Annotated in this window: 26 protein-coding genes; 8 read left to right on the top strand and 18 right to left on the bottom strand. The window is 56.0% G+C overall.

Annotated features, from left to right (window positions below):
* Positions 1-46: 46 nt before the first annotated feature.
* From WEB54_RS09335 to WEB54_RS09325, 3 genes are all read right to left on the bottom strand, one after another.
* Positions 47-649: a YggT family protein gene (locus WEB54_RS09335; protein WP_368054071.1), complete on the bottom strand. Its 603-nt coding sequence runs from the start codon at positions 647-649 to the stop codon at positions 47-49.
* A 100-nt stretch (positions 650-749) separates the two neighbouring features.
* The gene (gene proC, locus WEB54_RS09330) at positions 750-1,574 is read right to left on the bottom strand and encodes a pyrroline-5-carboxylate reductase (protein ID WP_368054069.1); all 825 of its coding nucleotides are present in this window, start codon (positions 1,572-1,574) and stop codon (positions 750-752) included.
* 47 nt (positions 1,575-1,621) lie between these two features.
* The gene (locus WEB54_RS09325) at positions 1,622-2,335 is read right to left on the bottom strand and encodes a YggS family pyridoxal phosphate-dependent enzyme (RefSeq protein WP_368054067.1); all 714 of its coding nucleotides are present in this window, start codon (positions 2,333-2,335) and stop codon (positions 1,622-1,624) included.
* A 322-nt stretch (positions 2,336-2,657) separates the two neighbouring features.
* Here WEB54_RS09325 and WEB54_RS09320 point away from each other — a divergent pair, with 322 nt between their 5' ends.
* Complete coding sequence (locus WEB54_RS09320; protein ID WP_368054065.1) at positions 2,658-3,692, top strand: type IV pilus twitching motility protein PilT; 1,035 nt, start codon at positions 2,658-2,660, stop codon at positions 3,690-3,692.
* A gap of 32 nt (positions 3,693-3,724) precedes the next feature.
* Positions 3,725-4,852 (top strand): PilT/PilU family type 4a pilus ATPase, encoded by a 1,128-nt coding sequence (locus WEB54_RS09315; RefSeq protein ID WP_368054063.1) that lies wholly within the window; start codon positions 3,725-3,727, stop codon positions 4,850-4,852.
* 105 nt (positions 4,853-4,957) lie between these two features.
* Here the strand turns inward: WEB54_RS09315 and WEB54_RS09310 are convergent, their stop codons facing one another.
* The 9 genes from WEB54_RS09310 to WEB54_RS09270 all read right to left on the bottom strand — a co-directional run bounded on the left by WEB54_RS09310 (position 4,958) and on the right by WEB54_RS09270 (position 15,727).
* A complete protein-coding gene (locus WEB54_RS09310; protein WP_368055239.1) occupies positions 4,958-5,461 on the bottom strand; it encodes a response regulator in 504 nt (167 codons plus the stop codon).
* 185 nt (positions 5,462-5,646) lie between these two features.
* Positions 5,647-6,987 carry an N-succinylarginine dihydrolase gene (gene astB, locus WEB54_RS09305; protein WP_368054059.1) on the bottom strand — a complete coding sequence of 447 codons (1,341 nt, stop codon included), beginning with the start codon at positions 6,985-6,987 and terminating at the stop codon, positions 5,647-5,649.
* Positions 6,984-8,453 (bottom strand): succinylglutamate-semialdehyde dehydrogenase, encoded by a 1,470-nt coding sequence (astD, locus tag WEB54_RS09300; RefSeq protein ID WP_368055237.1) that lies wholly within the window; start codon positions 8,451-8,453, stop codon positions 6,984-6,986. Before astD ends, astB begins: the two co-directional genes overlap by 4 nt.
* Entirely contained in the window at positions 8,446-9,498 is a 1,053-nt protein-coding gene (astA, locus tag WEB54_RS09295; RefSeq protein WP_368055235.1) for an arginine N-succinyltransferase, read from the bottom strand. The genes astD and astA overlap by 8 nt, the downstream gene beginning before the upstream one ends.
* A gap of 15 nt (positions 9,499-9,513) precedes the next feature.
* Positions 9,514-10,527, bottom strand: coding sequence for an arginine N-succinyltransferase (locus tag WEB54_RS09290; protein WP_368054053.1), 1,014 nt, complete (start codon positions 10,525-10,527; stop codon positions 9,514-9,516).
* Between the two features lie 456 nt (positions 10,528-10,983).
* Positions 10,984-12,189 carry an aspartate aminotransferase family protein gene (locus WEB54_RS09285; protein WP_368055233.1) on the bottom strand — a complete coding sequence of 402 codons (1,206 nt, stop codon included), beginning with the start codon at positions 12,187-12,189 and terminating at the stop codon, positions 10,984-10,986.
* 411 nt (positions 12,190-12,600) lie between these two features.
* Positions 12,601-13,560, bottom strand: a complete 960-nt coding sequence (locus WEB54_RS09280; RefSeq protein ID WP_368054675.1) for a GlxA family transcriptional regulator — start codon at positions 13,558-13,560, stop codon at positions 12,601-12,603.
* Positions 13,561-13,644: 84 nt separating this feature from the next.
* Positions 13,645-14,817, bottom strand: a complete 1,173-nt coding sequence (gene iadA / locus WEB54_RS09275) for a beta-aspartyl-peptidase (protein ID WP_368055231.1) — start codon at positions 14,815-14,817, stop codon at positions 13,645-13,647.
* A gap of 160 nt (positions 14,818-14,977) precedes the next feature.
* Positions 14,978-15,727 carry a glycerophosphodiester phosphodiesterase family protein gene (locus WEB54_RS09270; protein WP_368055229.1) on the bottom strand — a complete coding sequence of 250 codons (750 nt, stop codon included), beginning with the start codon at positions 15,725-15,727 and terminating at the stop codon, positions 14,978-14,980.
* Between the two features lie 250 nt (positions 15,728-15,977).
* Between WEB54_RS09270 and WEB54_RS09265 the strand changes: the two genes are divergently transcribed.
* Positions 15,978-16,613 carry an N-acetyltransferase family protein gene (locus WEB54_RS09265; RefSeq protein ID WP_368055227.1) on the top strand — a complete coding sequence of 212 codons (636 nt, stop codon included), beginning with the start codon at positions 15,978-15,980 and terminating at the stop codon, positions 16,611-16,613.
* A gap of 303 nt (positions 16,614-16,916) precedes the next feature.
* On the opposite strand, the gene WEB54_RS09260 is transcribed toward WEB54_RS09265, so the two are convergent.
* The 3 genes from WEB54_RS09260 to WEB54_RS09250 all read right to left on the bottom strand — a co-directional run bounded on the left by WEB54_RS09260 (position 16,917) and on the right by WEB54_RS09250 (position 20,463).
* The gene (locus WEB54_RS09260) at positions 16,917-17,195 is read right to left on the bottom strand and encodes a hypothetical protein (RefSeq protein ID WP_368055226.1); all 279 of its coding nucleotides are present in this window, start codon (positions 17,193-17,195) and stop codon (positions 16,917-16,919) included.
* A 5-nt stretch (positions 17,196-17,200) separates the two neighbouring features.
* On the bottom strand, positions 17,201-18,385 hold the full coding sequence (locus WEB54_RS09255) for a WD40/YVTN/BNR-like repeat-containing protein (protein WP_368055224.1): 1,185 nt from the start codon (positions 18,383-18,385) through the stop codon (positions 17,201-17,203).
* 116 nt (positions 18,386-18,501) lie between these two features.
* Positions 18,502-20,463, bottom strand: a complete 1,962-nt coding sequence (locus WEB54_RS09250) for a winged helix-turn-helix domain-containing protein (RefSeq protein WP_368055222.1) — start codon at positions 20,461-20,463, stop codon at positions 18,502-18,504.
* A 184-nt stretch (positions 20,464-20,647) separates the two neighbouring features.
* Here WEB54_RS09250 and WEB54_RS09245 point away from each other — a divergent pair, with 184 nt between their 5' ends.
* The 3 genes from WEB54_RS09245 (at position 20,648) to WEB54_RS09235 (ending at position 22,562) form a co-directional block, all read left to right on the top strand.
* Positions 20,648-21,256, top strand: coding sequence for a DUF1326 domain-containing protein (locus tag WEB54_RS09245; RefSeq protein ID WP_368055220.1), 609 nt, complete (start codon positions 20,648-20,650; stop codon positions 21,254-21,256).
* Between the two features lie 86 nt (positions 21,257-21,342).
* On the top strand, positions 21,343-22,050 hold the full coding sequence (locus WEB54_RS09240; RefSeq protein WP_368055219.1) for a DUF2182 domain-containing protein: 708 nt from the start codon (positions 21,343-21,345) through the stop codon (positions 22,048-22,050).
* Positions 22,051-22,211: 161 nt separating this feature from the next.
* Complete coding sequence (locus tag WEB54_RS09235) at positions 22,212-22,562, top strand: DUF1622 domain-containing protein (protein WP_368055217.1); 351 nt, start codon at positions 22,212-22,214, stop codon at positions 22,560-22,562.
* Positions 22,563-22,716: 154 nt separating this feature from the next.
* Here the strand turns inward: WEB54_RS09235 and WEB54_RS09230 are convergent, their stop codons facing one another.
* Positions 22,717-23,256, bottom strand: a complete 540-nt coding sequence (locus WEB54_RS09230; protein WP_368055215.1) for a GNAT family N-acetyltransferase — start codon at positions 23,254-23,256, stop codon at positions 22,717-22,719.
* A 173-nt stretch (positions 23,257-23,429) separates the two neighbouring features.
* On the opposite strand from WEB54_RS09230, the gene rraA reads away from it, so the two are divergent.
* Both rraA and WEB54_RS09220 read left to right on the top strand, forming a co-directional pair.
* On the top strand, positions 23,430-23,909 hold the full coding sequence (gene rraA, locus WEB54_RS09225) for a ribonuclease E activity regulator RraA (RefSeq protein WP_368055213.1): 480 nt from the start codon (positions 23,430-23,432) through the stop codon (positions 23,907-23,909).
* Positions 23,906-24,424 carry a GNAT family N-acetyltransferase gene (locus WEB54_RS09220; RefSeq protein WP_368055211.1) on the top strand — a complete coding sequence of 173 codons (519 nt, stop codon included), beginning with the start codon at positions 23,906-23,908 and terminating at the stop codon, positions 24,422-24,424. The genes rraA and WEB54_RS09220 overlap by 4 nt, the downstream gene beginning before the upstream one ends.
* On the opposite strand, the gene WEB54_RS09215 is transcribed toward WEB54_RS09220, so the two are convergent.
* Both WEB54_RS09215 and WEB54_RS09210 read right to left on the bottom strand, forming a co-directional pair.
* A complete protein-coding gene (locus WEB54_RS09215; RefSeq protein ID WP_368054501.1) occupies positions 24,421-25,314 on the bottom strand; it encodes a DMT family transporter in 894 nt (297 codons plus the stop codon). The genes WEB54_RS09220 and WEB54_RS09215 overlap by 4 nt on opposite strands.
* Before the next feature lie 252 nt (positions 25,315-25,566).
* Entirely contained in the window at positions 25,567-26,733 is a 1,167-nt protein-coding gene (locus WEB54_RS09210) for a hypothetical protein (RefSeq protein WP_368055209.1), read from the bottom strand.
* Between the last annotated feature and the right edge of the window lie 58 nt (positions 26,734-26,791).

Genomic DNA, 26,791 nt, shown 5'->3' with positions numbered 1-26,791 from the left:
GCGGCCGGTCGGTAACTAGGCGCTTGAGTTGGTGTTGATACGTTGTTTAGAGCCCCAGAATCGGGCTAATGCCACCAATGGTGGAATAGCCGGTCTGGGGCATGATCATGCCCCCCAGAATAAAATCGCGCAGGATGATCAGCACCAGAAAGGCGATGATGTACGACAGGTCGAGCATGCCAATGTTCAGGTTCAGGCGCCGGAACGGGCCAACGAAAGGTTCTACAAGTTGGCTCAGAAAGCCGAGCAACGGGTTTTGCTGGCCCATGGAGATCCAGCTGCCGATGGCGACGATGATCATGCTCCATTGCAGCACGGTCAGCAGAATGCCGGCAACGCCGAGCAGCGACCAGACGACCAGTTGGCCACCCAGCGCCATCGGGTTCACGCCCATGGCGAGGATAATCAGTGCGCCCAGGATAAACTGGCCAATCCAGATGCACACCAGAGAGGCGATATCCAGCCCACCAATACCGGGAATGATACGACGCATGGGTTTCAGTACCGGGTCGGTGATCTGCAACACGGTCATGGCCAGCGGGTTACGGACATCGGCCCGGGCGATCTGCGCCAGAAAGCGGGCAACCAGGGCTATCAGTAAAATACCAAAGGCCGTTTTCAGAATAAGTACAATCAGCGGGCCGAGCATTCGGACACTCCTGTGATGAGTCTGTGTTAATCATACCCTGTGCGAGAGGGCGATGCCTGTTGTTCATTGCAAACTCTGAAACTTGAGTTTAGTGATTTAGCTATTTTGCCAGTTCTTTAGACAGCACCCGCGACCGGTCCATGCAGGCCTGCATGGCCCGGGCCACGATGGCGTCGATATCGTCGTGCTCGAAGCTGAAAATGGCCTGTTCGGTGGTGCCCTTGGGTGAACAGACTTTCTGGCGCAATTGTGCCGGTGTTTCACCGGTTTGCTCAACCATACGGGCGGCGCCCATGGCGGTTTGAACGATCAGTTGCTGCGCTGTAGTTGCATCCAGCCCGGCCTCTTCGGCGGCTTTTTGCATGGCTTCCATAAAGCGGAAGAAATAGGCCGGCGCGCTGCCGCTGGTGGCGGTTACGCTGTGCAGGTCGTCTTCTTCGGTGACCCAAACAGCCACCCCGATAGCGCTGAATATGGCTTCGATGGCACTGCGCTCGCTGGCTTCGACCGCCGCATTGGCAAACAGGCCGGTTGCCCCTGTCATCACCAGCGAGGGTGTGTTGGGCATGGTGCGAATGATGGCAAAGCCTCCGCCGAGCCAGCGGTCGATCGCTTCGGCGGTCACACTGGCCGCTACGCTGACCACCAGCGGTTTACTCGCCTGGAAGGCATCGCGCAGTGGTTCCAGAACCTGTTTTAGAGCCTGCGGTTTCACCGCCAGTACGACCGCTTCGCAGGTTTCGATCAGCGCATTGTTGTCATCGGTGGCCTGCAGGCCTTTGGCGGCGAAGGCATCGCGCTTGGGCGCGTTGCGATCGCATACCCAGATACGATCAGCCGGGTAACCGCTGGCCAGCATGCCGTCGATGATGGCGCCGGCCATGTTACCGGCACCAATGAATCCGATGATGGGCTGCTGTTGCATGGGTGTCTCCTTGTCGTATCCAGTTTACATATAGAAGCCGATCAACGTCAGCTTTGCGCAGAGTAGTGACGTTGCCCAAACAATGCACTGCCCACCCGCACATGCGTCGCCCCGTTTTCGATGGCCAATTCGAAATCACCGCTCATGCCCATCGACAGCGATTTGCAGTCCGGATAGGTAGTAATAAGGGTGTCGCGCAGTGTTTTCAATTCGCTGTATTGCTGGCGCAAGGTGATGTCGTCGAGATCCAGCGCCGGAATGGCCATTAAGCCGGTCACGGTCAGATTGTCGAGCCCGCTCATATCGGCCAGGAGATGCTCGACATCGGCCGGCGCCACGCCTGCCTTGGCCGGGTCGTTGCTGATATTGACCTGAATGCAGACTGACAGCGGCCCCTTTTCGGCCGGGCGCTGCTCGCTCAGGCGCCGCGCGATCTTCAGGCGGTCGACGCTGTGCACCCAGTCAAACAGCTCGGCGACCTGACGGGTCTTATTGCTTTGTAGCGGGCCGATAAAGTGCCAGATCGGTGCTGGTCCCTGCCATTGGGTAATTTTGTCGACCGCCTCCTGCACATAATTTTCACCCAGATCCCGCGCCCCGGCGGCTACCGCCGTTTCCAGGTCGGCCAGTGGCCAGGTTTTGCTGACCGCGACCAGGGTTATCTCTTTCGGGGAGCGGCCGCTCCGGTTGCAGGCGGCCGCAATGCGGGCGTTCACATCGGCAAGACGGTCACTGAAGGAGGTGGCGTTGGTGGCGGTCATGGTGTCCTCGGGCTGAATCGGGCTTTGGCGGGCACCTGCCTGCGTCCGGGCTCGCAAAAAACCGACGTTCGGTTACACTGATTACAGACCAGCCCGGCGGACGGATGTCGAGCTCGACAGCGTCATTTTGAAGGCTGAGTCTCAAAAGCCGACAGCATACCTATTTTGGCACCGTCTGAATAATGTATCTTATGGCCTGGCAAGCGCGCCCGGGCGGGTTAATGTGGCAGCATTGTCTGCCCCGATAACCGCTCGGCCTTGAATAAGTGTGCGCCCGGAGCGCCAATCCGGCCACTATGACAGACTGGCAGTGAGGAGTCTCATGGACATTACAGAATTGCTGGCGTTCAGCGCCAAGCAGAACGCATCCGATTTGCACCTGTCAGCGGGATTGCCACCGATGATCCGGGTCGATGGTGATATTCGTCGTATTAACCTGCCCTCCATGTCGCACAAAGAAGTCCATTCGCTGATTTACGATATTATGAACGACAAGCAGCGCAAGGACTATGAGGAGTTTCTGGAAACCGACTTCTCTTTCGAAATACCCGGTGTGGCTCGCTTCCGGGTTAATGCCTTTAACCAGAACCGGGGTGCCGGTGGGGTATTCCGGACCATTCCCTCCAAGGTGCTGACCATGGACGACCTGGGCATGGGCCAGGTGTTCAAGGATATTTCCATGGTCCCCCGGGGCATTTGCCTGGTGACCGGGCCGACCGGGTCGGGCAAGTCGACGACGCTGGCGGCGATGATCAATTACATCAACGAAACCAAGTACGAACACATTCTGACTATCGAAGACCCGATCGAATTCGTGCATGAATCCAAGAAATGCCTGGTCAACCAGCGCGAAGTGCACCGTGATACCCTTGGCTTTTCGGATGCCTTGCGTTCGGCGCTGCGAGAAGACCCGGATATTATTCTGGTCGGCGAGCTGCGTGACCTGGAAACCATTCGCCTGGCACTGACTGCCGCCGAAACCGGCCATCTGGTGTTCGGCACGCTGCACACCACCTCGGCCGCCAAGACCATTGACCGGGTTGTCGACGTTTTTCCGGCTGATGAGAAATCCATGGTGCGGTCGATGCTGTCTGAATCCTTGCAGGCGGTGGTATCCCAGACGCTGCTTAAAAGGAATGGCGGTGGCCGGGTGGCGGCTCATGAGATTATGATCGGTACACCCGCGATCCGGAACCTGATTCGTGAAGACAAGGTGGCGCAGATGTATTCTGCCATTCAGACCGGGGCGCAACTTGGCATGCAAACGCTGGATCAATGCCTGAAGAATTTGGTGGAGAAAGGAATGATAAGCCGTGAGATGGCGCGTGGAAAAGCCAAACAGCCGGAGAACTTTTAATTTGATGTCGCCGAACCACAACAGGATTGAGTATGGAATTTGATCGTTTATTGCGTCTGATGGTTGAAAAAGGGGCTTCTGACCTGTTCATTACCGCCGGTGTACCACCCAGCATGAAGGTGAATGGCCAGGTGGTGCATGTAACCAAGAATCCTCTCAGCCCGGAGAAAACGCGTGAACTGGTGGTGTCGGTCATGACCGATAAGCAGCGCATCGAATTTGCCGATACCCAGGAGTGCAACTTTGCCATTTCAGCACGGGGTATTGGCCGTTTCCGGGTCAGTGCCTTTCACCAGCGTAATCTGGCGGGCATGGTGCTGCGGCGCATTGAAACGCAGATTCCACGGGTCGACGATCTGGGTCTGCCGGATGTCATCAAGAAATTGGCGATGACCAAGCGGGGTCTGGTGATCTTTGTCGGTGCTACCGGTACCGGCAAGTCAACCAGCCTGGCTGCGATGATTGGCCATCGTAACCGCAACTCACGCGGGCATATCATTTCCATCGAAGACCCTATCGAATTTATTCACCATCATGAGGGTTGTATCGTGACCCAGCGCGAAGTGGGTATCGATACCGACAGTTTTGAAGTGGCCCTGAAAAATACCCTGCGCCAGGCGCCGGATGTGATCATGATCGGTGAGGTGCGTACCAGGGAAACCATGGATTACGCCCTGGCCTTTGCCGAAACCGGGCACCTCTGCCTGGCAACGTTGCACGCCAACAACGCCAACCAGGCGCTGGACCGGATCATGCACTTCTTCCCGACCGAGCGCCAACGACAGTTATGGATGGACATGTCGATGAACCTGAAAGGCATTGTTGCCCAGCAACTGATTCCAACGCCCGATGGCCATGGTCGCAAGGCGATCATCGAGGTACTGATCAACACGCCGCTGGTGTCCGATCACATTCGCAAGGGCGAGGTACATTTGCTTAAAGATCTTATGTCAAAATCGACCGAGCAGGGCATGCAAACCTTTGACCAGGCGTTGTTTAAAGCCTATTCACGCGGTGAAATCACCTATGAAGACGCCCTTGGCTACGCAGATTCAGCCAATGACCTGCGACTGATGATCAAACTGGATCAGGAATCTGATTCGGAACACCTGTCGGATCAGGCCAACAAGTTGTCAATTCAGGGCGCGGATGACTATTAGTGAGTGGGTTGGGTGTGCTTTTGTGTTAAGGGTCCGTACCCGCTGTGGTGTAGGCCTGTTATCCGGACAAGGCACAGGAAACGTTCAGTGCAACCGACGGGAAACCTAATGCGTTTTGTGTGAAGCGCTTTCCCTCATTAACTGCAAATCCCGGTAGTTGCGCAGGCCGCCGTACATCATGGTCTGGAATTTCTGGGCGGTGAGTTCGGTTTTTTCTTTGTAGTCGTTGATGTCGTAATCGCGGACCACATCGGTTTCCGGGGCGCTGCCTGGCTGGCCAGTGCGCAGCACGAGGCGGGTGAGATGGTTGCCGACTTCTTCGCGTATGGCTTTTACCAGGTCGAGACCGGCGCGGTCGGTTTCCATCACTACGTCTATGATGGCCATGGCGAGGTCTTCACCCAATTCGTGGACGATGGCGAGGGCTTCATGCGCGCTGGATGCCGTGTGGACGATGAGTGGGCGGTCTTCGAAGGTGAAGCGGCGCAATGCGAGGCGCGTGACTGCATGAACTTCGGGTTCGTCGTCTACTACAAGCACTTGCCAGCCAGCTTCCGGGGGGGTTTCACCATTCCTTGTCTTTTCATCTAGCCAATTCAGAGATGCCATTGAAGCCTCGTAGTATTACGCTCCCAAATGCTGTTTTTTAGATCGACAGTCAGTCAGGCAGGCGCAACCATCCTTAGTTATTTCTGTAAAGATAGTTCTTTTTTCAGCCAATGCAAAGGCAATTTGACGAGAATCCGGTTTATTTCCGGGAGAAATGCGGGCTCCGTAGAACCCGCATCAGGCGCTTAGCGCTGGAAGGGGTAAATGGACCCAACGCCGGTCAGGCGGGTCAGTTCGTCGAGTGCGGTACGGCTCTCGATCAGCAGTTGCGGGTCGGCCAGGTCGGCCTGGCTCAGGCGGTCGCGATAGTGCGCGTCGACCCAGTCGTTGAGCGAGTTGAACAGGGTGTCAGTAAGGATAATACCCTGATGCATGGCTTTGTACTCGATCTGCGTCAGCGCCACGCGCAGGCGCAGGCAAGCCGGGCCACCACCGTTCTGCATCGACTGTTTTAGGTCGAACACTTCCACCCGGTTGATTGGGTTGTCGGTGTCGGCCATCAGCCGGTCCAGGAAGTCAGCCACCGGGCCGGTTTCACGGCATTCGCCGGGTACCACCAGCATCATGCTATCGTCAGCCAGGCTCAGCAGCTGGCTGTTGAACAGGTAGGAACGCACGGCATCCTGAATGGACACGTCGACCGTCGGAACTTTGACGGCGATCAGTTTGACATCGCCCAGTTTGCGCTGAAGTTCGTTCAGTACCGCCTCGGTGTCAGCGAAGGCTTCCTCGTGATAGAACAGGACATTGCGGTTACCGACGGCGATGACGTCGTTGTGAAACACACCGGCATCAATGGTCTCGGGCTTTTGCAGGGCGAACACCGCTTGGTCTTCGCCCAAACCGTGCAGGCGGGCCACGGCCTGGCTGGCTTCAAGCGTTTGGCGCGCCGGAAAACGGTGCGGGCGCGGCGCGTTTTGGTTAAACGCCTCCTGGCCGTACACAAACAACTCAACACCGGCGCTGTCGTACTGGCCGCAGAACCGGGTGTGGTTGGCGGCGCCTTCGTCGCCGAAGAAGCTGACGGCGGGCAAGGCATCGTGATGCGCGAAGTAGCGTTCATCCCGGAAGATGGATTGCAGCATCCGCGTCGTGGTCGGGTGTTCGATCGAGCGGTGGAACTTGGCGTTCAGGTTGGCGGCGGTGAAATGCACCTTTCCGTCGGCCGTGTCGGCACTCGGGGAGACCGTACCGGCGTTCGCTGTCCACATGCAGGAGGCGGAACTGACCGCGCTCAAAATCGCCGGGTTTTGCTTGGCTACCTTTTCCAGTACCTGGGCGTCGGTGCCGCTAAAGCCGAGTTCACGCAAGGCCCAGATGGCGGGGCGCTCGTGTGGCAGCAAAATGCCCTGGCGCAAACCCAGATCGGCCAGCGCTTTCATCTTGCGCAGACCTTGCTTGGCGGCTTCTTGCGGGTTCGATGCCTCGCTTTCGTTACTCAGCGAGGCGATGTTGCCGTACGACAAACCGGCGTAGTTGTGCGTCGGCCCGACCAGGCCGTCGAGGTTCATTTCAAAGGCGGTCATAGGTTCATTCCCGGCGCGGTAGTTTCGGGTTTGGTCAGCGTCGGGCTTTCCATCGACGCCACCGGATAGGCGCAATAGTCCGCCGCGTAATAGGCAGAGGCGCGGTGGTTGCCGCTGGCACCCACACCGCCGAAAGGCGCACCGCTGCTGGCACCGGTGATGGGTTTGTTCCAGTTAACGATGCCCGCACGAATTTCGTCGATGAACTGGTCAAAACGGGCGCGGTTGTTCGACAGCAGGCCAGCTGACAGGCCGTAGCGAGTATTGTTGGCCCCGGCAATGGCGTCGTCGAAGCTGTCGTAGCGGTAGATGCTCAACAGCGGGCCGAAGTATTCTTCATCCGGTATGTCTTTGGCGTCGGTCAGGTCGACGATGCCCGGCGTCAGCAGGGCGGTGCCTTCCTCGAAACGAGTCATTTCCAGCAGGCTGCGGCCGCCTTTGCTGATTAGCATTTTCTGGGCTTCCAGCAAGGCATCGGCGGCGGGAAGTGACACGACGGAGCCCATGTAAGGCTGGTCGTCGGCATCCCAGTGGCCGACCTTGAGATTACGAGTCGCTTCAATCAGGCGGGTGAGAAAGGCATCGCCCTGTTCGCCTTTGGCGATGAATACACGCCGTGCACAGGTGCAGCGCTGCCCGGCGGAAATAAAGGCACTGGTAATAACATGGTGCAGGGCCGCTTCGGTGTCGATGTCGGTATCGACGATCAGCGGGTTGTTGCCGCCCATTTCCAGCGCCAGAATTTTGCCTGGTTGGCCGCCGTACTGCTTGTGCAGAATCTCGCCGACGGTTGAGGAACCGGTGAAAAACAGGCCATCGATACCCGGGTGACCTGCCAGGGCAATGCCAGTGGTTTTGGCGCCCTGAACCAGGTTCATGACACCTTTGGGCAAACCGGCTTCGTCCCAGATGCGTACGGTTTCCTCGCCCATTTTCGGCGTCATTTCGCTGGGTTTGAACACCACGGTGTTGCCGGCGAGAATGGCCGGAACGATGTGTCCGTTGGGCAGATGGCCGGGGAAATTGTAAGGGCCAAATACCGCAACAACGCCGTGTGGGCGATGGCGCAATACGGCTTCGCCGTCCGGTAGTTCGCTACGGGTGACGCCGGTGCGCTCGTTATAGGCTCTGATTGATATTTCGATCTTGCCAACCATGGCGCCTACTTCGGTGCGCGCTTCCCACAGGGGTTTTCCGGTTTCGCTGCCGATCACCCGCGCCAGTTTTTCCTGGTTTTCTTTCAGGCCTTCGGCAAACTTGCGGCAGATGGCGATACGCTCATCCAGGCTGCGGTGTTTCCAATCTGCAAAAGCAGTACGGGCTGCGTTAATGGCCTGGTCAACATCGTCGGCGTTGGCAGTATTGCCTGCCCAGACAACCGACTGGTCGATCGGGTTAATGGATTCGAGGTGGTCGCCGCGGCCAGTGTGCCACTGGCCATCAATAAAGAGTCTTGGTTCAGTCATCGGAGGGTCTCCGGGGTCTCAGCGCGACGGCGCGAACAGAATCGCCTGCAGTAACTTGCAGGTCGCTGGCCTGGGCCGTGCTTAGGTGAAGGGTGGTGCCATCGATGGCCGCGGTATTAATCAGGCTAACCCGGTAGTCTTCGAACCGGCGGTTCGATACCAGCGACAGGCCATCCTTTCGGGTCAGATCCGGTGTGGGCGTTTCGTCCTGCACGGCAACGATGTACACGTTGCTTTCTTTAACCGCACGAATATTGGCAATGCGGGCGGTCACGGTAGGGCCGCCGTCGAAAATATCGACATAGCCGTTAAAGTCGAAGCCTTCGGCTTTGAGCATCGACAACGCCGGCTCAGTATCCGGGTGTACTTTACCAATCGCTTCCTGGGCGTTTTTCGACAGCATGGGCACGTAGATTGGGAACTTGGGCATCAGTTCGGCAATAAAGGCTTTGTTGCCAAGACCCGTCAGGTAATCCGCATCGGAAAATTCCATCTGGAAGAAGTGGCGGCCCAGACTTTCCCAAACCGGTGAGTGACCCTGCTCATCACTGAAGCCACGCATCTCGGCGATGATGTCACGGTCGAATAATTCCTGAAATTCGGCCAGAAACATGTAACGGCTTTTGCTCAGTAATTGGCCGTTCTGGTTTTTGCGGAAGTCCGGCATCAGAAACAAAGTGCAGATTTCCGAGCTGCCGGTCAGGTCGTTGCTCAGGTATAACGTTTTGGTAATCTTGTGCACGCCAATGTCTTTGGAGGCATGCACGGTTTTGCCAACGTGGTAGTTGTACCAGATGTCGTCGTGCCCAATGCTGGCTTCGAGTGCGCAGATACCGGCAATTTCATCGCTGGCCGGGTCGATCATCGCGAACAAGTAGAGCCGGTCTTTTTCGGGCAGCTCTTTCTTAAACGAAGCCACGGCTTTATCGAGCTTGGCTTGCATTTTCTGGCGGTTATCCGGCAGGGTGGTCACACCCACTCCAGAGTTTTTGGCCATGGTGCACAGCGCATCGATGTCGGTTGGCGCTACTGGACGAATGTACATAGTCGTATTCCTTCCTTATAGCGGCGCGTAGGCGATGGGGTCGCCTTCTTTGACGTTGAGGGCCTCGGCGACGTTTTCGGGAATGCGAATGGTCTCGCCAATGCCGTCTACCAGGGTGCCGATGGTGCAGCGGAAGTCGCTCAGCGAACGATTGCTGATCAGGTATTTCAACCCGCCGACCACATCGCTCGGCCGCGCTTTTTTGTGACGCACCTGCTTCAGGGTGAAGAGGTTATTCAGTTCGCCAGTCAGCACCGGGCCGCCGTCGAACGGGTCGATAAACACGGTTTTGCTGAACCCTTCGCGGTAGAACAACTGGCAGGCCCGGTTGGCCGCTTCGTGGTTCTGGCCAATGTTGCCCTGGGCAACTTCCGGCAGCAGTGGTACGTAAATCGGGTGCTGTGGAATCAGTTCCGACATAAAGGTTTTGCTTTTCACACTGCAGTAATAATCGGCGGTGTTAAAGTCGATACCAAAGAAGTGTCGGCCAACCGCATCCCAGAACGGGCACTCACCCTTGTCGTCGAAAATGCCCTGAATTTCGATAATCACTTCGCGATGAAACCGCTCTGGCAAACAGGCCATAAACAACAGCCGCGCGCGTGACAACAAATCGAAGGCATCGGAATTTTTATGTTCCGGGTCGATCGAAAATGAGCGCAGCAATGTTTTACCGGTCAACTCGTGCGACAGAAACAACACAGGTACCTTGGAGCTCACATCCAGGTGGTGCGAGGCGTGTACCACGGCATCTATCCGGTAATTAAAAAACGGATAGCCGCCACCGGCTTCGGTATCGATCCCCGATGTGCCCATCAACGTTTGGTTGTCGGTGTCTTCCAGTACGAACAAAAACGACGCCGGACCCTCCTGATCAACCCCTGTTTTAAAGGCGTCGTCAGACTGGCCGATCTTTTCTGACAGCTTGTCCCTGTCTTTTGGCAGGGTTGTCACGCGGGCATCAGTGGCGTTCAGCAATCGTTCGATGCTGGTCAGGTCCACGAAGTTACTCGGGCGAACAACGAGCATGGTGAATCCTCTCTTTAAGGGCTTAAAGCTCAAATTTCGGAATTCAATTTGGCTGTTAGCTTGAACCCGCGATGGGTGACCGGGCTGCTCTTGCGGGGGCGCCGTGAATACGTCCGTGTAGGCTTAACTTCGGGATATGAATCCCATCCATGGGATTCACCCTCTGGGCTCTCTTCGATCATGCTAAAACGCTCCTGGCGTTTTAGTCCATGCCTCAGATACCCCCGCAAAAGCAACCCGGCCACCAATCGCTAGCCTATTGCGAACCCAAGTTTAGGAGTTCGCAACCAATTGAGTGTCAGGTGCCGGGTGTACCTATCCGGGGAAGTCTGCAGCAGGGATGCTGCAGTCTAGGCCCCATGGATGGGTTTGCGCCGGCCCCGGATAGGTACACCCGGTGCCTGACACGGACTCCTGGCACCAACGCATACCCGAACTCCGAACTTGAGGTTTTACTTAGCTAACCAGCTTGGCAACGGCTTTTTCGAAACACGCTAGGCCTGCGTCGATGTCGGCATCCGGAATAATCAGCGACGGTGTAAAGCGCAACACATTCGGGCCGGCTACCAGCATCATCAGACCTTCATCCAATGCCGCACCGAGGAAATCCTTGGCACGACCGGCCCAGTCTTCAGTCAGTTCTGCGCCGAGCAACAAGCCCATGCCGCGTACTTCCTTGAAGATACCGTACTGGTCATTGATCTTTTTCAGGCCATCACGGATGCGTTGTGCTTTGGTTTCAACCGCATCGAGTACGCCCGGCCTGGTGATTTCGTTGACGACCGCCAATGACACTGCACAAGCCAGAGGGTTGCCGCCGTAAGTAGAACCGTGAGTGCCGATGCCCAGGCTTTCAGCGCATTTGTCAGTGGTCAGCATGGCACCGATCGGGAAGCCACCGCCGAGTGCTTTGGCCGTTGAAAGAATGTCCGGTACGACACCGTATTTCTGATACGCGTAGAGTTCGCCGGTACGGCCAACGCCGCTTTGCACTTCATCGAAAATCAGCAGGGCATTGTGCTTATCGCACAGAGCACGTACGCCTTCGAGGTATTCTTTTTTGCCCGGCGTAACGCCGCCTTCACCCTGAATCGGCTCTATGATAACCGCGGCGGTGTTGTCGGAAATCTGGGCGGCCATGGCCTCCAGGTCATTGTAGGGCACGTGGCTGATGCCGCCCGGGGTTGGCTCGAAGCCTTCCTTGTACTTGGGCTGGCCACCAACCGATACGGTGAACAGGGTACGACCGTGGAAGGAGCCATGGGTGGAGATGATTTCGTTCTTCTCCGGGCCGTAATTCAGGAAGGCATGGCGACGGCCCAGTTTCAGTGCGGCTTCGTTGGCTTCGGCACCGCTGTTGCAGAAGAATACTTTGTCGGCAAAGGTCAGCTCGGTCAGGCGTTTAGCCAGGGCGATGGCCGGTTCGTTGGTCATCACGTTGGCCAGGTGCCAGAGGTTCTGGCCTTGGGTAGTCAGTGCTTCGACCAGAGCCGGGTGGGCGTGACCCAGGGCGTTGACGGCAATGCCACCAGCGAAGTCGATGAATTCGCGACCTTCCTGATCCCAAACGCGTGAGCCCTTGCCCTTTACAGGGATGATTTTGCCCGGAGCGTAGTTCGGGACCATGACGTCATCAAATTGTGCTCTGGTAATATCGCTCATCTCGATTTCCACTGGTTGGGGTTGGCGCCTGTGAGTTTGGCGATGCAACCCGGTTATCGGGGTCGTTCTGCCTGCCGACCGGTTTCAATCGGCGGGAACGCTATGGTGTCTATCATAGAGAAAGTCGGGGCTGAAGGGTTACGGGGGTGCGACACGCGGTTATATCGTCTGAACTGCCTATTGTGCCATGAGTCGGAAATTCCTCCGGACAATTTGATTGGCTGATTGCTATCGCGGTGTGCCAGTCGGACCACCGGGTACGCCTACTGAAGGCACGCCGTGAACCCTTCCCTGGGGGCTCGGAGATAACATCCCTGTTGTCTAACGGCCTTCAGCAGGCGCACCCGGTGGTCCTGGTTGATCTCGGGGTTGAACAGCTAGGAATTTCCTAGTGATGACTGCTTTATTAAATTACTTATCGATCGACATCTTCTGATGCAAGCTTCGGTCTTCAGACGGGGTTAGGCCGTACTGGTTGCGATAGGCGGTTGAGAAGTGAGCGCCGGAGGAGAAGCCGCAACTCAGGCCGATTTCCGCAATGCTCTCCGAGCAGGAAAGCAGCTTGTTGCGTGCTTTTTCGAGTCGGATTTGCAGGTAGTAACGGCTCGGTACGGCGTTCAGGTGTTTTTTGAACAGCCGTTCCAGCTGACGACGGCTGATTTTGACGTGAAAGGCGATGTCGTCAGTGGTCAGCGGTTCTTCGATGTTGGCATCCATCAGCTCCAGCGCTTCGGCGAGCTTGGGCTGTTCGGCGCGGGTGCGCTCGCTCAGTTGCTGCGGCACGGTATCGGAAGGGATGCCGAGGCGTTCGTTCACAAAATGGCGTGACACGGCTTCGGCGGTTTCGGCGCTGATGTTGCGGGCGATCCACATCAGCATCATATCCAGGCTGGAGCTGCCGCCCCGACAGGTTAGCCGGTCTCGGTCGATGCAGAACTGTTCTGAGGCCAGCAGTATGGATTTGTGTTCCTTCAGCAACTCGTCATAACTAAGCCAGTGCACTACGGCCCGATAGCCGTTCACCAGACCCAGCCGAGCCAGCACATAGGTGCCGGAGGCCAGCCCGCCCAACGAACTGCGGGTGGGCAGTGCCAGTAGAAAGGCATCGAGCCCCGGCGTGGCGGGGTGTCGGGCCGGTGAGGTGCCGGCGACCACCCAAACGTCCGCTTCGGGTGCGTCATTCAGGTTAAAATCGGTGTCCATGCGGTTGCCGAGGCTGGAGAAGGTCTTATTGCCGGAAAGCGCCACGGTAAAGGTGCTGAAGGCGTCTTCACCGGTCAGTTCATTGCACACCAGCAAAGGCTCCATGGCGGATACATAAGCCATGGAGGAGTATCCGGGCAGTAAGATAAAACCAATGCGTTGTGTCACCTGATACTCTCCGCGGTGGGACATTGTTGATATTTGGAAAACAGTGTTGTTATTTGGAACCAGATTCGCTGGACCAACCGTTACTTAACGATCGAAAGTGCCTTTCTTGAGGTATTTACCGTCGGCGAAGCACCAGTCGCCCTTGGCCATTACGCGTCGCAATGTCAGGCTGTCTTTATCGAGCAACAACAGGTCGGCATCGCAACCCTGGACCAGGCGGCCTTTTCTGGGCAGCTTCAATACCCTGGCCGGGTTGGCGGTGACGGCTTTGAGCGCGATGCTGTGGTTGATGCCTTCTTCCAGCACAGCATCGCGATATTCGCTCAGCATGGCATCCATGGCACCGACCTTCAGGCTCTCGAGTATACCTTCCTTATTGAACTGCGGCAGGCTGGCGTGGCCATCAGTACTAAAGGTCAGGCGGTTTTCGTCGGCACCCTGGTCCAGGGCGACTTTCAGTGCGTGGGCGCATTTGATCTCGCCAGCTTCCAGAATCTCTGGCGTGTGGCTGGCGGTAAAGTCGATGCTGCCGCCGCCTTTAATGAAGCGCAGACCATCCTGCAGCAGCTCGGGCGAGCGGTTCATGTGCGTCGGGTAGTATTGGCTGAGCGGTATGTTCGACTGGTTGGCGACTTCGAACAACAACGACAGGCCTTCACTGGCATCCCCAACATGAATACTGACGATTCCTGCTTTGCCGCTCAGCAAACCACCCACCCGGGCTTCGGCGCCAATGCGCGCCAGTTCCTGCCACGAAGGCTGGCTACCGCGATGATCCGCTATGGCCACTTCGCCGACACCGATAAACCGTTCGATCACCATGATATCCTGTTGCACGCTGCCGGTTAGGGTGCGCACCGGCACCTGGTAGGAGCCGGTATGACACACCACGCTCAGGCCCTCGGCTTCGAGCCCCGCTGCCCTGGCGAGCAGATCAGGCAGGGTTCTTGAGATCGCATCGGTTCCGAGTACACCGGTTACGGTGGTGACACCGCCACCAATGGCATCGCTGAATTCCATGGCCGGGGTGCGGGTGTGAAAGCCACCTTCGCCGCCGCCGCCAGTGATGTGCGTGAGGGTATCGACCAGACCCGGAGTCAAGTATTGGCCCCGGGCGTCGATAACCTCTACATCAACGGTGCCAGATAAGTTCAGATCAGTGCCGATGGCGATGATGGTGCCGGCGGCAATCAGCACATCCTGAATGCCCTGGTCCTCGGGTGCCAAAAGGTGCGCGCCACGGATCATTGTCAGCATATCGAGTCGGTGTCCTGTTCTGAATGGTTATTAGGGATCTACCGACCCATCATACGTGGCTGCCGTCTTCTCACCAAGGCAATGCTGAGCAAGGCCAGCGCATCGGCAACGGTGGTGAGTGTGTTGTTCATTGTGGCCGGCTTTATTCTATCCCGCTCGGTCAGCCAGCCTCTACTAAAGCCCGCATATCCGGCGCGTGGGCACGGTCTGAAAAGACCCCGTTCACGCCTTTATCCAGCAGGCGCTGAAAGGTAATAGGGTCATTCACCGTATAGCAATACAGCGGATACTTCGCCCGAATATCCGCCGCCAGCTCAGGCGTAAGCGTTTCGAAATCGGTATGAATGCTGTAAGGCGTAAAGCCAACCAGGCTCTCTGCCCACTGTTCGGTGACCCTCTCATACAAAGCCCCCAACGCCCAATCTGGCTTCTGCTGCGCAACGCGGGCCAGGGCGGTATGATCAAAGCTGGAAATCACCAACCGCTCACCCCGGTGCAGCGCATCCAACCCATCGGTGGCCATCACTGCATCAACCAGTTGCTCCACCGGTAGACCCGGGTTCACCTTGATCTCAAGATTCAACCCCAACCCCAGCGTCTTCACCAGATCCAGCGCCTGATCCAGAAACAACAAGGGCTCACCCGCGAATACCGGCGAAAACCAGGTGCCCGCGTCCACCTCCATTAGTGTTTCCCGGTCCATCCTACTGATAGGCTCCGGCAACCCGCCAAACCGCTCCAGGGTTTCATCGTGCATCATTACCAGGCTGCCGTCTCCAGCCTGGGTGACATCCAGCTCCACCCATTTAATGCCCAGCAACTTACTGCGCTTCAAACCAATGGCTGTATTCTCGGGTGCTTCACTGGCAACGCCCCGATGACCGATTAGGGCTGGCATAAGGTATGACATGGGATGGGGGCCTCGCGGCGGTGGGTTGGATGGGGCATATTTTCCTCTTCTGGGCCGATGGTGCAAGGGGCACGAAAGCAGAGGGGGCGCAAACGATACCACTGAGAGTTTTTTACTGGCCAAATTAATGATCGAGTGCCATGTTAATTGCACAATTTACTTTCTACCTTGGTGTGCTTTGTAACCGGCCGGGCGGTAGCTAACCTAAAGCGCGTTCATACCGAGTCCGTGAAAGTGGTGCAAGTTCAGAGTGCCGAAACGTATGGTAGCCGAGTCGTTAGGTAATACCTGTTCGGCGCACAGCGTTAGGCTTGGTCTCCAGTTCAAAGCCGCCCCTTTTCTTTGCTTTTATGGATATACTGGCGGTGTTGTAGCTATATGGAAAGTTCTCTTAATGATTAGAAAAGCGATAAAAAGTGATTGCCTCGACTTAGCCGCGTTGTCGCTTCAAGTCTGGCTACAGACCTACGCTACAGAAGGGATGAGAGCGCAGATTTCCCATTATGCACTTTCTACTTTTACCGAGAGTCATTTCCAGGAATTACTCAATAATTCTTTATGTGAGTTGTGGGTCTATATAATAAATGAGCATCTTGTTGGATTTATTTCAGTTGATCTTAAGTCAACCTTTAATGGTGAAGCATACGGTTATGAAGTAACAACCTTGTATGTATCAGAACATTTCCAAGGCCAAGGAATTGGAAAGAAATTGCTAAGTGAAATAGAAACTCAACTTGGTGCACCATATTGGCTATCCACTTGGGTAAATAATCACCAGGCGATCAATTTTTATCGCAATCTAGGCTTTGAAATTGTCGGTGAACTAAATTTTAATCTCGACGGTGAATTGCATAGAAATTACGTATTCTCGAACGCATCTGCATAACAAAGGCCGTCACTGTGACCTATATAAGCATCGTTCAGGGGAAAAAGCAGGGCAACGCCTATAATAACGTATCTACTGACGTCAGGCAGCGGAGCCGGTTAGCGACTTGACCGGCCCCTGCTAAAGCAAAGAGGATGAGCGCTATTCAGCCGCGACTCAAGGCCTGAAATATATAGACGGTACCATCATCCTGAACTCGGTCTGAGAGTGTCTTTCTATCGACCATCAGTGAATGATACTCGGCTTGCTTCGTCCGCGCTTTTTTGACCTGGGCGTCGGTTCATAATCTATTCCGGTCACCACTCAGCCACCGCTCAACGCCTGGAATATATAGACAGTCCCTCCATCCAGAGCATGATCTGAGAGTGTTTTTCTGTCGACCACCAGCGTGTTATTGATGGCCAGATGCACGTGCCGACGCAAACCACCCTGGTCATCGAGAACGTAGTCGGTGAAACCCGGGGCGATCTCGTTGACTGCCCGCAGGACTTCCGATACCGGACCAGCTGGTACCTTGACCGTTTGGTTCTCCAGTTGCGGAAAGTACCGGTAGAGATGCGACGTCATTTGAACGGTCGTCATAATGCTCAGCCAAATCGTACCGAATAGACTGGTGGTAGATTATTCCCCAGGCATTGCCAGGTTTCACCGCGGTCTTCCGACAGGTAAACATTGCCGGTCGTGCTGCCAAAACAGAGGCAGTCGCCCGATGCATCCAGCCCATGCCTTAAAACTATATCGTAGGCGCTTTCCTGAGGCAGGCCCTTGCGGAACGATTGCCAGGACTGGCCGCCATCGGTTGTTCGGGCGACAAACAGCCCACCGTCAATTGCCATTCGTTCTGAATCCGCTCGCGCTGGTACGACCCAGGCGGTCCGTCCATCGTTCGCATCCGCTGCTATGGGGAAGCCGAAGTGCACGCCCTTATCCGGCATGCTGACTTTGTGCCAGTTTTGGGCACCGTCGTCGCTGTAGAAAACGCCACAGTGATTCTGTTGCCAGAGGTGGTCCGGCTGCCCGGGACACTGCGTCACGAAATGCGGATCATGACCCCACTCCACGGCCGGGTCGGGCAAATAATCCATCAGCATACCGTGGCTACTCCCTGCCCAGGTCTGGCCTCCGTCGGTCGTCTCGATGACTCCCGCAGAGGACACCGCCACATACAGATGGTTGGGGTCGCGAGGGTCGACGATGATCGAATGGATTCCGGGCTCAAACACGCCATAATCGATGCTCGCCGGAGTGCCGCCCCACAGGTTTTCACTCGTGGCTTCGCCCGCGAACAGGTCACCACCCCGGGTCTCATGGTTCCACAGGGGGCGGTTGAGTTCCCAGCTGTCACCACCATCGTCACTGACGAACAAACCGCCCGGGATGGTACCAGCGTATATCCGACCAGGTTGGCTGTCATCGCCGAACGCAATATTCCAAATCTTGTACACGGAGGCATCGGCATATTTAGGCTGGCCGGTTGGCGCTTCCGGATCGAAATCGGGGGTGGGAAGGTATTGGACTATGTGGCGTGCGCCCTGGGGGTATTTAACCGAGGAGACTTCCTCCCAGGTATCGCCTTCATCGCGCGAACGAGACAGTTTCGGTCCCCAGTGACCATGGTCCAGCGAGGCCCATAGGGTGCCGTCACGCGGATCACGGGTTGCGTAACAAACAGGAATGCCCGAATGCGTGATTGGGCGGGGGCGCCAACCGGCATTGATGCGATCGAATATGACAGTTCCCTTGCGGGTGCCCAATAGAATCATGTTAGACATACTGTATCCTCCCAGCCCCAGTCTGTTGAAACCGAGGCTAATATAGACCGGCTTTTACCGGGTGGAAAGGTGTAGCTTGGGGAGCATCGAAAAGTGTCCGGCTGAGTATTGCTTAATCAGAGCCTTTTAGGTTTCAACCGATAGCCAACCCCTGTCACGGTTTCTAACTGCGCAGACTGCTTGCCAAGTTTACGTCTTAACGTGCGAACAACTGCATCCACGACGTTGCTGCCACCCTCGTACGTCGTGCCCCAAACGTCTCGTAACAAATCTCGCCGAGATACCGCCTTGCCTTGTTTCGCGTGCAGGTGATGAATCACTCCAAACTCCAGTGGCGTCAGGGACACTCGTCCACTGACCAATACCAGTTCGCGAGCGTCGACATCAATCAGGTCATCAGCGTGTTGCACCCCCAGTTCAGCGGCAGCCAGGTCACTCAGCCACCCGTCGACTGAACCAGGTCCAAAGTCCAGCATGGCAGTTGGGTAATGATGTCCATCAAGTTCGATCCCGTATTCTGGCAACAACGTGAAGCCCAGACGCTGTGCAACCGATAGGTAAGCAGCCAGATTGCACGCCGTCAGGTAGACTCGACGCAACCCGGGCCTAAGCTCCATGTACGTACGCTTTAAATCGAGCCATACAGCTGCTTGTACCTCGCTCGGTGAGTCTCCTCCGACAATGCTCAACCAGCGGCGGCAATATAAGGCAATTTCGCCCGCCGCCATGGGTTTTTGACTGAGATGGTCACACCAATTGGCAATCACGGGATCATCCTGTGCCCAGGTTGGCTCAATCGCATCCGATCGCAACTTACAGGACAGACCTACCACTGTTCTCTCTCTGTTTCGCACAACGGAAAAGGCCTGTGGCAGGCGATGCCACCACAATAGCAGGGCGGTGGCAGCTACCCGCCCATCGTGCCTGTGAATGATCTGCGTGATGGCTTCATCGTCGCTTGGTTTTGCCTGCTCTACGATGAGTGGCGGAGCGGTAGTGGGAAAGAATGCTTCCCGAACAACCGGATTCTCGATCAAATACAACATATCCGCGGTATACCGCCACAGATCGTCACTGCCGGCAGCCTCCGCTTCACTATTCAGTTGGCGCCAGGCGGCGCGCCGGTACTCAAGATAGCGACTGGGGTCATTGGCATGCAAAGAGCGAGTGATGGCTTCCCGCACGGCATCATGGATGATGAGTCCATCACTGGCGTTGTCCACGAACGGGAGTTGACTCAGCCGCTCGTAAGCATCGAGTGGCGCAAGATCCGGGAACAGTGCTCCCAGCAAAGAAACGGTTGCTCGTCGGGTAACCGAAGCACCTTCCAGAACACGTCGGGTACTCGCGTCACCCACGTCGGTCAGAAACAGGTGGGCTAGCTCTTCAAGCGCATATTGCACGGGAGTTGCGCGCAGCCAGCGACCAGACGGTTCATTCCTAAAGGCGGCAGCCACGAGCGTTAACGCAAGAGGATGTCCATGTGTGGACTGAGCAAAGAATAATGACTCTTCGTTGTTTACTCCCAGTTTAAGCAGTAATTGGTTTGCCTCTGGTTCGCTCAGGGGTTTTAAAGACAGTGATTGAAGCAGGCTCCCCCAGCCTGGTATTGCCTGCCAGGCACTGGAAGGTGGTTCCCGGCCCAGAAAGAGTACCCTGACGTTTTCTGGAAGCATCGGTACGAACACTTGCCGTAACCAGGTATCGAGCAGTCTGAATACCTCTACGGTGTCAAAGGTCAGTACAACAACGGCCCCCAACCCGCCCAGACGAACAGCAAGTGCGTCGGCATCTGGTGGCTCGCCCCCAATCGCCAACCCTAATTGCCTTAATAAGCCAGAGGCTGTTGGTTCAATCTGGCGACAGTCAAGCCGGACAACAACAGCGCCTGAGGCTCTGGCCTCGGTAGCGAACCTCGCCAGTAGCGATGTTTTACCGATTCCGGCAATGCCATGGATGTGCACCATTCGTGGCCCCTGTTGAGCCAAAAGGGACCGTAAAACCTCCAGCTCAGCATCGCGACCGACAAACGCCTGCTGTGCCTTTATCGCCAAGAGATCGGACATCCGCTGTGCCATAGGGTTCCCCTCGTGTTCCGAACAAGGATAGGCCTTTTAGGCCACACCTGCAGTTACTTTAGTTTGCAACCAGTCGATACCGAAATTCTCACAAAATTCTCATCTGTTCATCACCCCTCTTGTCCCGATTGGCGCTATACATGTATCGCTGTAAAAAATAATTCTTAAACATAAAAGGAGTGAAATGATGACCACACAATGGACCATGGCCGGAGACTACCTTGAAAGCTGCAGCTGCTCAGGCGCCTGCCCTTGCATCTATCTGGGTGCACCAACGGAGGGAGACTGTTCAGCACTGGTCGGCTGGCATATCAAGACTGGAAAATTTGGTGAGGTATCGCTCGATGACCTTAACGTCGCGGTGGCTCTGAATTCACCAGGCCCTATGGCCGAGGGCAACTGGAAAGTGGTGCTCTATCTCGATCAGCGTGCGGATGAACGCCAGTCTGAGGCACTGGGATCGATCTTTGGTGGTCAGGCAGGCGGTCACCCCGCCATGCTGGCCTCGTTGATTTCCGATGTGGCCGGCGTGGAGACACTGCCGATTCGTTTTGAGGTGGAACAAGGACGGCGGCATCTGTCAATCGGCGAGAATGCGGAAGCCGATATCGCCGCGATTGAAGGCCAGGGTGGTCAAGACGTTACCATCCAAAATCACCCTCTGGCTGTTGCACCGGGTCAAACGCTGGTCGTGGCGAATTCCCGCTCACTGCGTCACCAGGCCCACGGAATTAATGTCGAACTAAGCGAGCGCACGGCATTTTACTCGCCCTTCGCATATGCCGGGCCATAGGAACCAGAGGGAGGAGTGCCACGATGGACATGACAATGGTTCGAATGCGTTCAGTAGAGCAGGCCCTGATAGGCGCCGCCTTACTGTTGATCACCTTGCTTGCATGGATTTACCTCATGAACATGGGAGCTCACAGCACTATGAACATGGGTGCTCCGGATGATAGGGGCTTAACCCTGCTGGCGACCAGTCTCCTGATGTGGAGCGTCATGATGGTGGCGATGATGCTGCCGAGTGCCACTCCGATGATCCTGACCTATACTAAAATACGCCAACAGCAGGAATCCAAAGGCATGCTCACGGTTCCGACCGGATTCTTCATCGCCGGGTATCTGAGTATTTGGCTGGGCTTTGCAGTGGTAGCGGCCCTAATGCAGTGGGGTTTGCATCAGAGTGCTTTACTCAACGCCATGAAGGGTCAGGTCGTTCCATCGCTGGGGGGTATTTTTCTCATCATCGCGGGCCTGTTCCAGTTCAGTGGGCTGAAACAGATCTGCCTGAGCAAATGCCGTTCGCCCTTGAGTTTTCTGATGACCGAGTGGCGCGGTGGGGTGTCTGGTGCTTTCCTGATGGGCGTTCGACACGGTGCTTTCTGTACTGGGTGCTGCTGGGCATTGATGTTGCTGATGTTTGTTGGTGGTGTGATGCAACTGCTGTGGATGGCCGGATTAACCCTTTATTTTTTGAGTGAGAAGCTGTTTCCCTGGGCACAGCAGGTTAGTCGGGTGGTAGGTTCGTTTTTAGTGATAGCAGGTCTTTTTATATTGCTTCCCTTAGAACTACTGCACCTATAACCTATAACCTCAATATGATGTGACATCCACCTGAGGTAACCATTGCTATCTTGTAGTTAATATGGAGAAATCACGACAATTGAGGTGGGTGTCCAGTCTGCTTATGTCAAAGTTCACTGTTGTTAGTGTTGTTGGCATTCATAGGCACATGAGGTTTTGATATGAATGACTTTATTGCACCTGCAGCAGCTTGGTGCGCTGCAATTATTGAGGGAATTGGAATCGGCGCTATTACGCTGTATGCGATATATGCCTTGTTTAATGCAGCAATCAGGATTCTTAAGAAAGAAGAAAAAGATTCAATTTATCAGGAGGTCCGTCAATTATTGGGCCGTGGCATTTTGCTTGGACTTGAATTTCTTATCGCATCGGACATCATTTATACTGTGGCGGTTGAGCTGACCTTTGAAACAATAGGGGTTCTGGCTATCGTTGTACTTATTCGAACATTCCTGAGCCTGACCCTGGAAGTCGAAATGTCGGGTAAATGGCCATGGCAGATGAAACAGTAGAATTGTAAGTAGTGTGCTTTATGTGGAGCTCCACATAAGGTGAATACCGTTCGCGTTTTTTTACGAAACAACCGGATGCAAGCCCTCGCAATGGCCAACCGCAAGTTGATGCAGATGCTGGTGAGATTGGCATATCAGTCTCTTTGTTGATCTTTCATCGCGGCGAAAACTGGAACTCTGGGTTGGTTTTCGATGTTAAAATGTGATCCCGCCACTGGCCGTTGATATACAAATAGTCTTTGGCGAGCCCCTCCTGTTCAAACCCGAGTTTGTCCAGAATACGACCGCTGGCAGTGTTCCATGGCTGGTAGTTGGCCATTATCCGGTGCAGCCGCAGCCGGGTGAAGGCATGGTTAACCACGGTGTCGACGGCTTCAGTCATCAGGCCCTGGCCAGTGTGTGCTTCGGCGATCTTGTAACCCAGGTGGGCGCCCTGGAATACGCCGCGTACCAGGTTGCTCAGGCTCACATCCAGAATCAGCTTACCTTCAAGCAGGCCATAAAAGCGGTAGGAGCGGTCGTTATGCCACAGGGTGGTTTCCGCTTTGAGGCGTTGTCGGCAGATGCCGAGTGACTCTGGCAATGTGCCGCCTGCTTGGGCAAAATGGTCTGCGTTTTGTAGATGATAGTCGAGCAGAGCCGGGGCTTTGATGACCTCGGGGCTGACCAGAACAAGGCGCTCTGTGGTCAGCATGAGGCCGTTCTCCGGTTAGAGCCGGTCTGGCATTCGGGTATCACGGTGTCACGGAAAGTCACGATGGCACTCATTCTCCTGTTTACGTAAGCTGGGGCTGATTCACTCTTTTTGGTTAGCCTGGCTAGCACGTTTGCGATCATTCATTGCCATAGAAAGCGAGTCAATAGCCAATGTGGAACACACCCGATTTATGTGATGACAACCCCGATGATGTGCTGGTACTCGAACCGCTGTTTCAAAACTTTGGTGGCAAGCCAGCGTTTTTTGGTCAGGTGGTGACGGTTAAGTGCTTTGAAGACAATTCCCGCGTTAAAGAATTGGCCGGTACCGATGGCGATGGCAAAGTCATGGTGGTCGATGGCGGTGGGTCGCTGTCCAAGGCGCTGATTGGCGATCAGATCGCACTCGATGCGGTCAACCACGGCTGGCAGGGCGTTGTCATCAACGGCTGCGCGCGCGACATTCATGAACTGCAGCGCATGCCCATCGGTGTGCGGGCGTTGGCCAGCATTCCCGTCAGAACCGATAAAAAGGGATTGGGTGATGTTGACGTGTCGGTTACCTTCGCTGGCCAGACAATCGAGCCCGGCATGTACCTCTACGCTGATGAAACCGGTATCGTGGTTAGCAACAAGCAGCTGTTCGGATGATTGTCTGGCATCTGGAGATGCGTTCGCCCGAAGCGGTGACGGGAAAGCGGCTCGACCACCCCGATGCGGTGCTGGTCGAGGCTGAAATTCAGCAGGCGGTGTTTAACCGGTTTTTGTATCAGCTGGTCGGTGAAGACTGGGACTGGACCGAAAAGAACCGTTGGTCGCTGGAGCGCTGGCAAGCCCAGGTTGAGCGCCCCGAGGTTCGCACCTGGGTGCTGTACGTGCAAGGCAGTCCGGCAGGTTATGTCGAGGTGGTGCGCCAGCCGTTGATAGATGGTGAAGGCCATCAGATCGAGATCGAAAACTTCGGCCTGGCGCGGCCTTTTATTGGCCAGGGGCTTGGGTCTGGCTTTCTGACTGAAGCGCTGCATCTGGCTTGGGCATTTGCTGATGAACATGGCAATCTGCCAAAACGGGTTTGGTTACATACCTGCTCGGGCGATCACCCCAATGCACGTGCCAATTACGAAGCGCGGGGGTTTCAGCTATTCAAGACGGTTGAAGAAGGCTAGCGTCGCGCCTCCCGTCGAGCCATCTGCTGCTGCAACCAGAGCCCCGCGATAATCAGACCTAGCCCGCCAAAGGTCATCAGTTGCAGCGGTTCGCCGAGCACGAAGTGAATCAGGAACAGGCTGATGAAAGGCGACAGGAAGATCAGTGTGCCGATGCGGCTGGCGTTGTTGGTGTAGTGCATCGCCAATTGCCAGAACACAAAAGTAACGCCCATTTCGAACACGCCGACATAGGCCAGGGCTGCCCAGGGTTGCCAGCTGTTCAGTGCGGGCATGCCGTCGGTGACCAGCATCCAAATAAGTAGCAGCGGTAAGGCGTAGCTGAAATTCTGAAACAGGCCGATGATCGGCGGCCGCGGGTCGCGGGCGTTCAACAGCCAGTAGCCGGCCCAGAGCAGGGTTGAGAACAGAGCCAGAAATAGCCCAAAACCATCGAGTGTGCCGGAAATGTTTTTGCCTGCCAGTGAAATGAACACCACGCCGGAATAGCCAAGCAGCATGCCGATCAGATCCCAGCGGGTCAGCTTGTGGCCGAGAAAGGGTACTGAGAGTAGCGCCAGAGTGATTGCCCAGGTGTAATTAACCGGTTGGGCGACCTGGGCTGGCAGGCGGTCGTAGGCTTCGAACAAGACGGCATAGTAAAGAACCGGATTGACTAGCCCCAGCCGAAAGGCGGCGGCACGATCAGACCAGAAACGCTGCAACGCCTGGCGCAGTTCACCCCGAACGTGCAACGTAGCTGCCAGTGCGATCACGGAAAAAACCGAAGCCCCGAACATCAATTGACTGACGGTTACAAACCCCAGAGCAACTTTGAATGCTGTGGCCACGGTCGACCACAACAGTACAGCGGCAAGTGCATAGCACAGCGCCCGGGTTTCAGATGACATCACACACTCGTCAGCAAAAAAATGAGCGGGCTAGGCTAGCGATTGGTGGTGGGCGAGTAAAGCCTAAAACTCAAGTTTCGGAGTTCGAGTTGGCTGCAGTGCCATGAGCCCGCGACGGATAGCCGGGCTGCTCTTGCGGGGGCGCCGTGAATACCTCCATGTAGGCTTAACTTCGGCATCCATGCCTCAGATACCCCCGCAAGAGCAGCCCGGCCACCCGTCGCTAATCTGTAGCGAACTCCGAAACTTGAGTTAAAACTGCAGCTCGACGTACCAGCCGCCGGAGAGGCTGTCGAACTGGGTCAGGTCGTCGCGCAATTTCCAGGTCAGCATCCAGCCCAGGTTGAGGCCTTCGTTGTTGGTTTTTAGATTCACAGTGGCCTGAAAATAATCGTCTGCTTCATAGCTGCGCGGTGTACAGGCAGCGCAGTCCGGGTCCAGGTTAGTGGTTGAATAGGGTTGGGCATCAACGTAGTGCAGCATGTTTTCCAGGGTGATGGAGCGGTTGTCGAACACACGGTAGCCGACCCCCACACCGCGAATGTCGTAGCGGTCGCCGGCGTTTTGGACGTTGCCGCGCGAATCGGCAATGCCAGCTCGTTCATCGCCCCAGAAGGCTGATACACCAATGCGGTTGTCGACCCAGAGCCCGACGCCCCAGCGACGAGCGCTGAGGGCCAGGTCATCCTGGCTGGCGCTGTCGTTGCCGTCCCAGGTGTAGAATAGGGTGATGTCCAGGTTATCCATCGGGCCGGGCTCGGGCGGTGTGGTTCGGCTGAGTTCACCTCGGGTGCCTGCGGGTTCAAGGGTTTCGCTAGTACGCGTGCTCGGGGCGACCCGGATGAAATAGAAGGTACCATCCATAGTCAGTGTCAGGTCAGATTGGTCGTAATAGAACGTCTGGCTGCCTTCGAAACCGTCGGATTCCAGCGCCAGGTCGTTATTGGTCAGACCTTCGCGTTGCAACAGGCGGTTCAGTAGAGCATCTGCCGCCTCGGCTTCGATCTGTTCACGGCAGGCTTCACCGCGACGGCTGGCACGGCACTCTGCCTGATAGCGTCCGTCGATGGATTCGAGCGCACCCAGGCGCAGCGGGTCTTCGTTAATAGTCTCCAGCTCGGGTTGCTCTGCGGCCAGGGGCAGCCGTTCAATCCATAACGTTTCCACCTGGCATTCAAAGTGCCCGTCGTCAGTGGTGCCGAGCCGCTCATCGGTGCGGCTGACCAGTTCAAGGAGCACCGTGTCGTCGGTGCCCATTTGTGCCCGGGCGTCGTCTTCGGCTTGTCCAAAGGCAAGATTGCAAGCGCCGGTCTGACTGCCGGCAACGGCGGTAGTGGTCACACTGACCGGCTCGGGCTGGGTTTCACTCCAGGCCCAGGGGGCAATGGTTAGCATGAAAACAAAAGCGGTGGCGCGCATATCGGAGTCTCCTTGTCTCCCGGCTGGAACAGAAATGAAGGCCGGGTGCTGCGTCAAT

The sequence above is a fragment of the Saccharospirillum sp. genome (assembly GCF_040881935.1).
Taxonomy (GTDB): Bacteria; Pseudomonadota; Gammaproteobacteria; order Pseudomonadales; family Natronospirillaceae; genus Saccharospirillum.
The sequence above is the reverse complement of the archived record's forward strand: the minus strand, read 5'-3'. Positions and strand labels throughout refer to the sequence as shown.